This window comes from Miniphocaeibacter halophilus, assembly GCF_016458825.1.
Classification (GTDB): Bacteria; Bacillota; Clostridia; order Tissierellales; family Peptoniphilaceae; genus Miniphocaeibacter; species Miniphocaeibacter halophilus.
In genome coordinates this window covers 1812657-1824122 of the sequence record NZ_CP066744.1, presented here as the reverse complement: position 1 = coordinate 1824122, position 11466 = coordinate 1812657, and the positions used below count along the sequence as shown (strand labels likewise).

The following is an 11466-nucleotide window of genomic DNA, read 5'->3' as shown; positions in this document are numbered from 1 at the left end:
ACCTCCTAAAAATTTGGTGGATTTGTAATCCAAATCAATTTTGCTTTCTTTTTATTATCGTTAACAATAACCCTTGTTTTATCAGCTTTTGTATAAAAACATTCCCCTTCTTTTACAATATATTCCTTATTGTTTAATAAAAGTTTTATCTGTCCTTCCAAAACATAGCCGAACTCCTCTCCTTCATTAGGAGAATAAGTCTTACTTTTACCCTTTGGCTCTATTTCTAAAATTATTGGTTCCATATTATTCTTTTGTGCGTTTGGAACCACCCATTTAATTAAACTTAAATTTTCATCATCTATATTTTCAATATAATCATCCTTTGAAAATACAATTTGTTCTTCTACTTCCTCTTTAAAAAACTCTGACATATTAGTGCCTAAAGCTTCCAATATTACAAAAAGAGAATCTACTGAAGGTGAAGTTAAATCCCTTTCTACTTGAGATATAAAACCCTTCGTTAACTCCGCCCTTTCTGCTAATTCCTCTTGGGTTAAATTTAGTAAAACTCTTCTATTTTTTATTTTTTCTCCAATTTCCATAACAACCCCACCTTAATACATTAAACAATTTGTATAATTTATTAAATTACAAGAATATTATAGCAATAAAAGAATTTTTTGCAACAGTTTTTTAAATTTATTACTTAATATATTAAACTTCCCTATAAGAAAAAAATATTACAAATAAGAAGACTTTTCTTATTTGTAATATTTTTTCAATTTGGAATTTTTTGACCTTCTTCTAGTTTTAGGACTAACACTATTGGCAAGGTCTTGAACATATTTTACAACTTGCTCTTTTTTATCTATTTTCCCATAGAAAGTTTCAAAAAACCTTATAAGGTCAAATTTTAATTGTTCTTTTTGTTTTTCATTGTATGTCCAAATGTTATCTATATTCAAATAAATATCTGTAAGTCTTTCAATATATTTATCATTAACTTTTGAAATCCTAGTAATATTTTTTATAAATACCTGGGAGGTTTTAAAATATTCATCATTAATATGAGAGAAGTATTCCTCTGCTATTTCTTCAAAAAGATTATTTTCATCAACGGAAATTAAATTTGCTATTAATGTTGAACCTATATTTCTATGGTTATAATCCCTACTTTTTATTAAAGAATAAAAATTCTTCCAATACTTATAAAATAATTTCGGATTTTCTAAACTAGCCTTATTTAATATTTCATAACAATCCAAAATAATTTTAATATCCGAACTACCTAACAGTTCCTTTACAATCCTATCCCTTAATTTTTCATCCTCTTGTACTTCTTTTACAAAATTTTCTAAATTATAATCATCTTTTTTAAATTCATCAATTATTTCTATCATATTCTATCCTTTAATTCTCGTTTTCAAACTATAATAATTAAAATTTTAATAAAACAATATTAAAAGGCAAATATATTTAAAATATACTTGCCTAAACCTTTAAAAACTTCTTCCGGCTCCTCCACCACCAGATGAGCCTCCTCCTCCGGAGAATCCTCCACCGGAACCTCTGCCACCAGAGCCTCCAAATCCTCCAAATCCACCGTAATAACCACCACGGTAGTATCTTCTTCTACTTCCACCACTAGGACCATTAAAATTATTGCTACCAAATATAGAGCTAATAACTATTATTACAATAATTATTCCAATAATCTTGCCTACAGAAAAATTATCTTCTGAGGTTTTTTCCAAGTCTTCTACATAGTCTGAGTAATTTCCTTCTATTTCAATATTATATTCCTGTATTACCTGGGAAACAACTGCATTAAATCCTTCTTTAAGGCCTTCATCAAAGGAAGATTTATCGTCTCTGTCAAAATGTGAAAGCATATATTCATCTATTATACGACCAACTTTCGCATCATTTAATATTCCTTCTAAACCATATCCCACTTCTATTCTAACTTGGTATTTATCATCTAAGGGTTCATAAGCCAGTAAAATTAATACTCCATTATTTTCTTCCTTGTCACCTATACCAAATTTTCTATACATCTGTAATGCATAGTCTTCACTAGGCGTTCCCTCTAAATCATCTATAGTAGCCACTACTATTTGCGCTTTAGTCTTTCCTTCAATTTCTATATTTGTATTCATTATATGTTTTTTAGTACTATCAGAAATAACCTTCATTTCATCATATACATAAAAATCACTAGTAGGATTGGGAATAGCAAAAGATACATTGCTAATAAAAATAGTTAATAGTGTTACTAATAGAACTAATTTCTTTTTCATAAAAAATCCTAGTCGAAATTAACTTCCGGTGCGTCTTGAGCTGATTCTGGAGCTTCAAAATATTCAGCCTTTTCAAAACCCATTATTCCGGCTATTAATGATGTAGGAAATCTTCTTACTTTGGCATTATATGTTTTTACGACAGCATTGTAGTCTTTTCTTGCTACAGCTATTCTATTTTCCGTTCCAGCTAACTCGTCTTGTAAACCAAGAAAATTTTGATTAGCCTTTAAATCCGGATAAGCCTCAACTGCTATATTAATTGCTCTAGTTAAATTTTCATTAGCCTGTGCTAATTCTTCCGGTGAATTCGCCTTATCAATTCCTGCTCTTGCTTCAGTAATATTTGTTAGAGTCTCTTCCTCATGAGTGGCATAGCCTTTAACTGTATTAACTAAACTCGGTATTAAATCGGCCCTTCTTTGAACCGCCGTTTGAACATCTGCATAGGAATTATTTACATTTTCATCTAAGCTTACTAAATTATTATATGGTCCAATAAACATTAACCCTATTCCTGCAATTATAACCAAAATAATAATTATCGGTGCTAAAAATTTCTTTTTCATCGTTTTTCTCCTTATTCTTCTATTTTAAATATTTCCATATTTTCTATTGCTTCATCTACTAATTTATCTACATCTAAATTCTTTTCACTTGCTTGTATATCTCTTAATCTAGGTTTTGTTACAGGCCTTCTTGGTAAAAATACCGTACAACAATCTTCAAAAGGTAAAATGGAAGTTTCATAGGTTCCTATTTCTCTGGATATTTCTATTATTTCCGTTTTGTCCATTGCAATTAACGGTCTTAGTATCGGCATTTCCACAGCTTGATTAATTACTGAAACCCCTTGAATTGTCTGGCTTGCAACTTGACCTAGACTTTCACCTGTAATTAAGGCGTCATATTCATATTTTTGTGATAATTTTTCACCTATTCTCATCATAAACCTACGAGAAAGAATAGTCATTTCCCTTTCCCTACATTTTTCATTAATCTCTTTTTGAATTGGTAATAAATTAATACTGTACATGGTAATTTTACCTGTATAATAAGATAACAGTTTTGCTAAATCCTTTACTTTTTCTACAGATCTATCTGAAGTAAAAGGATAGCTATGAAAATGTAATGCTGAAATTTCTACTCCTCTTTTAGCAAGTAAAAAACCTGCAACAGGGCTATCTATTCCTCCAGATAAAAGTAAAAGACCTCTTCCAGAACTTCCTATAGGCAAACCTCCCCAGCCTTTAGTTCTGTCTGAATAAATATATACATTTTGTTTTACATCAACATATATCTTAAAGTCCGGATTGTGAACATCTACTTTTAATAAATCTCCAAATTGTTTTAAAACTGCCCCTCCTAATTTAGGATTTAACTCCGGCGATTTAAGTTTAAAACTCTTATCGACTCTATTTACTTCTACTTTAAAGGTAGATTTCTCTGTAATGTTTTTTTCTTTTACAAATTCTACAATCCCTTTTTCCATTTCCTCAATGTCTTTTTCAACTTTTAAACAAGGGCTAATATAGATTATTCCAAAAACTTTTTTTATTGACTTTATCATTTCCGGAAAATCATCTTTATTTGCTTTAACATAAAGTTTACCCTGTTCTTTATAATGTTTCTCAACATTAAATTCCTTTATAGAATTTAATACTTTCTTTACTGCCCTGTCTTCAAAAACTTTTCTATTATTTCCCTTTAAGGTCAATTCTCCAAAACTAACTGATATATACCAGTTCATTAATTCCTCCTAATAACACTTCTAATTTCTTTAATATATTTTACCAAACTATTATAAAAAACATCAATTTCTTCAATAGTAGTATATTTTGAAAAAGATATTCTTATTGTACCATCTTCATAGCCCTTAGGTAAATTAATAGCTTCAATTACTCTGCTTTTTTTGTTTTTTCCACAGGCAGAACCTGTTGAAATATATATTTCTTCCATTTCCAAATAATGTAATAAAACTTCTGCTCTAATATCTTTAAAAGATACACTTAAAATATAAGGACTTGAATTTTCTAAAGTTGAATTTATAATAGTATCTTCAATATTTAATAATTTCTCCATTAAATATTTTTTAATATTATAAACTTTTTTAAAATTATTCTCTATATTTTCATATGCTATTTTAGACATTTCCCCTAAAGCAACTATTCCAGGCATATTTTCAGTGCCTGGAGAAATATTTCTCTCCTGTCCACCGCCAAATAATATTGGTTTAACTTTTACATTCTCCCTAATATAAATAGCTCCTATCCCCTTAGGTCCATGTATCTTATGTCCACTTATTGTGTATAGGTCAATTTTGCATTTGTTAATATCTATAGGAATTTTCCCAAATCCCTGAATTCCATCAACATGAAAAATTGTATTTTTGTTTTTTCTTTTAATTATTTCACCAATTTTTTCTAAATCCTGTATAGTCCCTAATTCATTATTAACATGCATAATTGAAACTAATTTAGTATTTTCATTAACTGCATTTTCTAAATCATCTAAATTTATAAATCCATTAGAATTAACTTTTAATATTATTACTTTTCTTTCACTAATTTCATGATAAGGATTGAAAACTGAAGAATGTTCTATTTCACTAGTAATATATTCATCGTTTTTATTTCCTGAATAATTTCCTAAAATAGCTATATTATTACTTTCGGTTCCGGAAGAAGTAAAATAAACTTCCTTTTCTTTTACACCTAATGAGTCTGCTAAAAATTTCCTAGCATTGTTTAAGATTTTTTCTGCCTTATGACCAAAATCATATAAAGCAGAAGGATTTCCAAAGTTATTTTTCATTACATCTATCATTTTTTCTATTGCACTATCATCAACTTTTGTAGTTGCTGCATTATCTAAATATATCATAACTACCTCTTTGTATTCTATTATATTCTATTTTTTTAATGTTATAATAACTATATGTATTATACTACTAAAATAAAACTTATGGAGGTTTATATGAAAAAGAAAAAAATATTATCGTTACTTTTACTATCAACTATTTTAGTTAATACTTTTACTATCTCGTATGCAACTGAGCTAGAAACAAAGGATGAAACTTTTCCAACATATGAGGAAGAGACTTCTGATACTATAGAAAAAGAGGATGTAGAACCAACAAATATAAAAGATACAACTCCTACTAATAGTAATGAAAACTTAAGTACAGGTGAAGGTCTATATGGCTCAAATGTAGATAATTCCATTGACGAAGGTTCGGTTTTAGAGGACTTTTTAGACTCTGATACCATTATAAAAAGAATTTCCGGAAACACTAGAATAGAAACAGCTATATCTGTAAGTAAATTTCAAAATATTCAAGCTGACAAAGTAATAATAGCCGATGCTAGAAAATACGCAGATGCTTTAAGTGGTTCCAGTTTAACCTTTGGAGAATATCCTATACTTTTAGTTGATAGAGTAATTAATAGTTCTATTATAAATGAAATTATAAGATTAAAGGCTAAGGAAATTATTATTTTAGGTGGAGAAAATTCAATTAGCTCAAATGTTGAAAGTCAATTAAATAATATAGCAAATGTAGAAAAAGTAACCCGTATTTCCGGAGCTGATAGATTTGATACTTCTGTTCAAATAAGTAAAAAGACTGTTAATAACAATTTAATAGTAGCTTCCGGTGAATCTTTCCCAGATGCCTTATCGGCTTCTATTTTAGCTATAAACAAGGCTGACCTAGTACTTACTAACAAAAATAAAATTCCAAATAGTCTTGCCTATTCACTTCAAGAATTTACTGGAGATAGTATAAGTTTAGTAGGTGGAGTTTCAACTATTAATAACGATGTATTAAACAACATTAAAAATACTACAAATTTAAATTCTATTAATCGAATATCTGGTTCTAATAGATTTGATACAAGTACAAAAGTTGCATCTAGCGTTGTAAATAATGGTACTGTAATAATAGCTTCCGGCGAATCTTTCCCTGATGCCTTATCAGCTTCAACGTTGGCACAAAAAATTAATGCACCAATACTATTAGTAGAAAAATATGTAATGGATAATTCTGTTATTAACTATATAAAAAATAATAATATTATAAAGGCAATAGTACTAGGTGGTAGTAACACTATTTCTGAAAATACCATGAATAATATTGAAAGACTTATTACAGGACAAGATGTAGTAAATAATACAAAACCTATAAGCCTTGGAGAATATGTTGTAATTAATAGTGAACAAAACACCTATATTTCTCCGGATTTAAATTCTAAAGTAGTTGGAAAATTTACTAATAAACTAATTTTAAAAGTCTTAGACCAAAATGATACTTGGGCTAAAGTAAATTATGATACAACTACCGGCTGGGTAGAGAAAAAATATCTTTCAAATTACTCACCGCTTAATTTTGGAAAAGTAGTTAATGATGTTCCCTATATAAGTCAATTAAAACCAGTTTACGCACCAAATGGTTGTGAACCAACCTCTCTTTTAATGGGACTACAGGGTAAGGGTTATACAGATATCGGGTTAAGAGCATTTTTAGACAATATGCCAAAACACTCAAGTAATCCACAAAAAGGATATGTTGGAATACCTTATAATTCTGTATCTGACAAATTCCAAACAATAGATCCTGAACCTTTGGCTAATTATGGAAAGAAATATGGAAATGTAGTTAATATTCAAGGAGCATCTATTAACGATATTATCCGAGAAATTCAAAATGGTAATACAGTTGTAGCCTATGTTACATTGTTTTGGAATAATCCAACCTATAAAACATTGCCTATTGAAGGGAAAAATGCTAGAAGAATTTGGAACAACCATGTTGTTTTGATTACAGGCTATGACCCTAAAGCCGATTCATTTTATATAGCAGATCCCTACAATCATGAAAAAGCCGGTGCCAATAGAAGTAAATCATTTTATTATTGGAAAAATCGCAGTATTGTAGAAAAATTATATAATTATAGAAAGTTTGCAGTAGTAATAAGATAATGAAATATAAGACAGAATTTACAAATAGTTTAAAAAAAGATCAACTTGTTCTCTCAGTCAATTCAACAGGAATTAATAGAAAAAAGAACAAAATATTTTTAATTAATTTAATTACAGATAAAAATCAAATTATTCAATATTTTATTGATGAAAATTCTAAAGATGACTTAAAAGAGTTTGTTAATATTATAGGTAATAAAAAATTAATTACCTTTAATGGTGAGTCCTTTGACATACCATTTTTAAAAGAGTTGTTAAAGAATAATTCTTTAGATTTAATAGATTATAGTAATTTTGATATTTATTTGTTTTTAAAAAAATATAATTTTAACCCACAAAAAAATTATAGCATAAAAAATGTATATACAAATTTATGCAATAAAGATTATAAGTTAGGAAATATTAAAGATAATATAAAGTTATATAAAAATTATTTAGAAAATAAAGATTCTAAATCTTTGGAAAAGCTACTATATGAAGGTAGATTATCTGTAATCTACAGATACGAAATATTAAATTCTTTAATGGATAATTTAAAAAATGATGAAATTTATTTTAATATTTATGATTTAAACTTTAAAGTAGCGCCCTATAATTTCAAAATAAATAAAAATATTTTAAATGTTTCTTTGTATAATTTACAAGAAAATACTTTTGAACTGGAATTTAATTCTAAATATTATTCAATTAGTAATGGTGAAAATTTATTAAATTTGAAATTTAAAGTTCTTACCGGTTTAATTGACTCTGAAACAGATGCTACATGTGTAATTTATCCGGATAATTTTAATATAAAAAATATATATCCTAATATTAAAGAAAATCTTATACCGATATTTGTAGATGGAAAATATAATCTAAATCTTATTAAAAATATTGTAATTGACAGTTTAAAAAATATAAAAAACTATGCATAAAAGCATAGTTTTTATATTTTTATTCATTCATTAAGCCTAATCTATCAAATATATAGAATAGCAAACTTAAAATTACCGCTACTAGTGAGGACAATACCATACCGGATAATTGTATTCCTGCAAAATTAATTTGTAAACCACTTAAGCCTGTAACAAATACTACTGAAGTTAATATTAAATTTTTAGATTTACTATAATCAACTTTTTCATCTACTAGTAACCTTATTCCTGAAGAACCTATCATACCATATAATAAGAATGTTACTCCACCTATAACATCTCCCGGAATTGTTTGAATCAATGCAGATAATGGTCCTATAAATGCCATTAATATAGATATAACTGCAGCACCGGCTATAACATAAACAGAATACACTCCTGTAACTGCCATTACCCCAATATTTTCCCCATAAGTTGTAGTAGGAACTCCTCCTACCATTCCAGACACTGCCGTTGAAAAATTATCAGCAAATATACTTCTATGAAGTCCCGGATCTTTTATTAAGTTTCTACCAATTATATTACTAGTAACAACTTGATGGCTAATATGTTCCGATGTAATAACTAAAATAACAGGTAACATCGTTAAAATTGCCTTCATATCAAAAGCAGGTAGTCTAAATGTTGGTAGAGTGAATAGTTTCGCCTCTAAAACAGGTGTAAAATCAACTAATCCTAAGGCAAAAGCTACTAAGTAACCTACTATTATAGCTATTAGAATTGGAATAGTTGCTAAGAATTTTTTAAATACAACCGAACCAATTACAGCTACTAACAAGGTTACTAAAAATACAACTATATGTTCTGTAGATGCATTTTCAGTCATAATTTCTGCACCAATCTGTCCACCTTTTACTGTGGCTCCTGCCAGTTCAAAACCTATTAAGGAAACTACTGCTCCCATTGCAGCTGGAGGCAGAACAACATTAATCCAATCCGTTCCAAACTTATAAATAATTAAAGCTAATAAACAACCTAAAATTCCAATAGCAACAAAAGCCCCTTGAGCATATTCTGCTCCCATTGAACTCATTATTATTCCGGCTGGTCCTAAAAAAGCAAAACTTGAACCTAAATAAGCTGGAGCTTTCTTTTTAGTAATAAAAATAAACATCAAGGTACCTATACCATTCATTAATAAAACAATAGCCGGGTCGAATTTTAAAACAATAGGAACTAATACAGACGCACCAAACATAGCAAATGTATGTTGTATACTTAGTGGTACTAACATCCCAAATGGCACTTTTTCATCTACATGAATAATTCTCTTTGACATATTTCCTCCTTTAAATATTATTTAACCTTTACCATTTTACAATGTAACATTGATTTTTACAAGTTGCTAATTTGACTTTCCATTTATGTAATGATAAAATTATTGTAATAATTACAAAGGGTGATAATATGGATACGGATAACTTAAAAAATATGTTAATTGAAGCGGATATTAGGCCTACTTTTCAAAGGTTAAAAATCTTAGAATATCTTAATTTAAATCATACACATCCTACTGTTGACGAAATATATATTAATTTATGCCCTATTATACCGACACTTTCTAAAACAACGGTATACAATACTTTAAAATCATTTGTTAAGGCAAATATTGTAGATGAAATAAAAATAGAGAATACGGAAATTAGATATGATATTATAACAGAACCTCATGGCCATTTTAAATGTAAAAAATGTGGTACAATTTATAATTTCCATTTTCCATATAATTTAGTTGATTCTGAAGATTTAAAAGATTTTGAAATAGATAGTAAAAATATATATTTAAGCGGTACTTGTCCAAAATGTCAAGATGCTGACATATAGTTAAAAACCCCAACTGTTAATTAGGGTTCTATAATTTATGGTGTTGGTGAAGAAAAATGAAAATCTTCTCCAGCACCATTTTTTTATAAAAAAAGAGACATAACAACCATTTTTCCGATACAATAAATTCACTACAAAATACCAATCGGAGGTCATTATGTCTACAAGTAATTATATCTTAGATTTCTTAGGAATAAAAGATAAGAATATTAAATTTATTAAATTCAGCAATAACATGAGAAAGAACAATGTAACATATAAAGTTATAGACGCTAAACTTTCTTATACTCCTAATGTTTGTCCAATTTGTGGAAATATGGACAAGAATGCAATTATTAAGCACGGAAATAAAATATCAAATATTAAACTTCTTCCACTAAATGGAGATCCTACTATTTTAAAATTAAGAAAACAAAGATTTTTTTGTAAAGAATGTTCTCATACTTTTACAGCAAAAACCAATATTGTAGAGAAAAATTGTTTTATTTCAAATAGGGTAAAATTACATATAACTGAAAATCTAACTATGAAAATAAGTCAAAAGGATATTGCTAGGTTAAATTACGTATCTTCTAATACTGTTAGTCGTTCTTTAGAGGCTAATTATAAGGCTTTTAGAGTTAACAAGTCATATCTGCCTGAAACTTTGTGTTTTGATGAATTCAAATCCACTAAAGATGCTAAGGGCAGTATGAGCTTTATCTTTTGTAATGGTGATAGGAAGAATTTTAATATTATAGATATTGTTGAAAATCGTACTCTCCCTTATTTAACTAAATATTTTAGAAAGTTTACCTATAAAGCAAGAGCAAATGTGAAATATATTTGTATAGATATATATAAACCTTATATGTCATTAATTAAGGATGTTTTTCCTAATGCTCAAATAGTTTTAGATAAGTTTCATATTGTAAATCTTATTGGCAGGGCTTTGTTAAAAACAAGGATTGAAATAATGAAAAACTTTAGTACTTCCTCTATTGAATATAAAAGACTAAAAAGATATTGGAAGCTAATTCAAAAGGATTCTTCTAAACTTGATATAATCCACTTTAGTAAATGGACACATTTTAATAAGTGGAAAAGCACATCTGATGTAGTAAATGAAACTATAGCCGTTGATGATAATTTAAAGAAAACATATGAGGTTTATCAAATTCTTTTATCTGATATTAGATGTGAAAATTCTAAAAGATTAAGGGAACATTTAACTTTATTTAAGGATACAGTAAGTGAACAAATGGAAGTAGCTATAAACACCTTGTTAAAATATTTTGAATATGTGAAAAACACTTTAAGTACGAACATTACAAATGGACCCTTGGAAGGTACTAATAATCTTATTAAAAGTATAAAAAGAATAGTTTTTGGATATAGGTCATTTTATAATTTTAGAAATAGAGTTTTTATAATTAAAAATTTAATGAAGCCAATAAAGAATTATCAGGCAACTATATAGCTGCCTGATATAAAAGTAGTTTGTTATTTTATTGTATACCAAC

The 11466-nt window shown here is 27.9% G+C and carries 11 protein-coding genes; 4 read left to right on the top strand and 7 right to left on the bottom strand.

Annotated features, from left to right (window positions below; genetic code table 11):
- Window positions 1-5 precede the first annotated feature (5 nt).
- The 6 genes from JFY71_RS09045 to JFY71_RS09020 all read right to left on the bottom strand — a co-directional run bounded on the left by JFY71_RS09045 (window position 6) and on the right by JFY71_RS09020 (window position 5126).
- Window positions 6-545: a cupin domain-containing protein gene (locus JFY71_RS09045; protein WP_243660481.1), complete on the bottom strand. Its 540-nt coding sequence runs from the start codon at window positions 543-545 to the stop codon at window positions 6-8.
- A gap of 159 nt (window positions 546-704) precedes the next feature.
- The gene (locus JFY71_RS09040) at window positions 705-1343 is read right to left on the bottom strand and encodes a hypothetical protein (RefSeq protein ID WP_243660480.1); all 639 of its coding nucleotides are present in this window, start codon (window positions 1341-1343) and stop codon (window positions 705-707) included.
- 99 nt (window positions 1344-1442) lie between these two features.
- Window positions 1443-2243, bottom strand: a complete 801-nt coding sequence (locus tag JFY71_RS09035) for a TPM domain-containing protein (protein ID WP_243660479.1) — start codon at window positions 2241-2243, stop codon at window positions 1443-1445.
- Window positions 2244-2251: 8 nt separating this feature from the next.
- Window positions 2252-2812 carry a LemA family protein gene (locus JFY71_RS09030; protein ID WP_243660478.1) on the bottom strand — a complete coding sequence of 187 codons (561 nt, stop codon included), beginning with the start codon at window positions 2810-2812 and terminating at the stop codon, window positions 2252-2254.
- An 11-nt stretch (window positions 2813-2823) separates the two neighbouring features.
- The gene (thiI, locus tag JFY71_RS09025; protein ID WP_243660477.1) at window positions 2824-3993 is read right to left on the bottom strand and encodes a tRNA uracil 4-sulfurtransferase ThiI; all 1170 of its coding nucleotides are present in this window, start codon (window positions 3991-3993) and stop codon (window positions 2824-2826) included.
- Window positions 3993-5126, bottom strand: a complete 1134-nt coding sequence (locus tag JFY71_RS09020) for a cysteine desulfurase family protein (protein ID WP_243660476.1) — start codon at window positions 5124-5126, stop codon at window positions 3993-3995. Before JFY71_RS09020 ends, thiI begins: the two co-directional genes overlap by 1 nt.
- Window positions 5127-5219: 93 nt before the next feature.
- Between JFY71_RS09020 and JFY71_RS09015 the strand changes: the two genes are divergently transcribed.
- Both JFY71_RS09015 and JFY71_RS09010 read left to right on the top strand, forming a co-directional pair.
- Window positions 5220-7223 carry a cell wall-binding repeat-containing protein gene (locus tag JFY71_RS09015; protein WP_243660475.1) on the top strand — a complete coding sequence of 668 codons (2004 nt, stop codon included), beginning with the start codon at window positions 5220-5222 and terminating at the stop codon, window positions 7221-7223.
- Entirely contained in the window at window positions 7223-8140 is a 918-nt protein-coding gene (locus JFY71_RS09010; protein WP_243660474.1) for a ribonuclease H-like domain-containing protein, read from the top strand. The genes JFY71_RS09015 and JFY71_RS09010 overlap by 1 nt, the downstream gene beginning before the upstream one ends.
- Before the next feature lie 19 nt (window positions 8141-8159).
- Here the strand turns inward: JFY71_RS09010 and uraA are convergent, their stop codons facing one another.
- Window positions 8160-9419, bottom strand: a complete 1260-nt coding sequence (uraA, locus tag JFY71_RS09005) for a uracil permease (RefSeq protein ID WP_243660473.1) — start codon at window positions 9417-9419, stop codon at window positions 8160-8162.
- 128 nt (window positions 9420-9547) lie between these two features.
- Between uraA and JFY71_RS09000 the strand changes: the two genes are divergently transcribed.
- Both JFY71_RS09000 and JFY71_RS08995 read left to right on the top strand, forming a co-directional pair.
- Entirely contained in the window at window positions 9548-9964 is a 417-nt protein-coding gene (locus tag JFY71_RS09000; RefSeq protein WP_243660472.1) for a Fur family transcriptional regulator, read from the top strand.
- Window positions 9965-10121: 157 nt separating this feature from the next.
- Window positions 10122-11423: an ISL3 family transposase gene (locus JFY71_RS08995; protein WP_243660471.1), complete on the top strand. Its 1302-nt coding sequence runs from the start codon at window positions 10122-10124 to the stop codon at window positions 11421-11423.
- The last annotated feature ends 43 nt before the right edge of the window (window positions 11424-11466 follow it).

Excerpts from the sequence above, each read along its gene's own strand:
- JFY71_RS09030 (WP_243660478.1), bottom strand. The coding sequence starts at position 2,812 with ATGAAAAAGAAATTTTTAGCACCGATAATTATTATTTTGGTTATAATT.
- JFY71_RS09045 (WP_243660481.1), bottom strand. The coding sequence starts at position 545 with ATGGAAATTGGAGAAAAAATAAAAAATAGAAGAGTTTTACTAAATTTA.
- JFY71_RS09035 (WP_243660479.1), bottom strand. The coding sequence starts at position 2,243 with ATGAAAAAGAAATTAGTTCTATTAGTAACACTATTAACTATTTTTATT.
- JFY71_RS09000 (WP_243660472.1), top strand. The coding sequence starts at position 9,548 with ATGGATACGGATAACTTAAAAAATATGTTAATTGAAGCGGATATTAGG.
- JFY71_RS09040 (WP_243660480.1), bottom strand. The coding sequence starts at position 1,343 with ATGATAGAAATAATTGATGAATTTAAAAAAGATGATTATAATTTAGAA.
- JFY71_RS09020 (WP_243660476.1), bottom strand. The coding sequence starts at position 5,126 with ATGATATATTTAGATAATGCAGCAACTACAAAAGTTGATGATAGTGCA.
- JFY71_RS08995 (WP_243660471.1), top strand. The coding sequence starts at position 10,122 with ATGTCTACAAGTAATTATATCTTAGATTTCTTAGGAATAAAAGATAAG.
- JFY71_RS09015 (WP_243660475.1), top strand. The coding sequence starts at position 5,220 with ATGAAAAAGAAAAAAATATTATCGTTACTTTTACTATCAACTATTTTA.
- JFY71_RS09010 (WP_243660474.1), top strand. The coding sequence starts at position 7,223 with ATGAAATATAAGACAGAATTTACAAATAGTTTAAAAAAAGATCAACTT.
- thiI (WP_243660477.1), bottom strand. The coding sequence starts at position 3,993 with ATGAACTGGTATATATCAGTTAGTTTTGGAGAATTGACCTTAAAGGGA.
- uraA (WP_243660473.1), bottom strand. The coding sequence starts at position 9,419 with ATGTCAAAGAGAATTATTCATGTAGATGAAAAAGTGCCATTTGGGATG.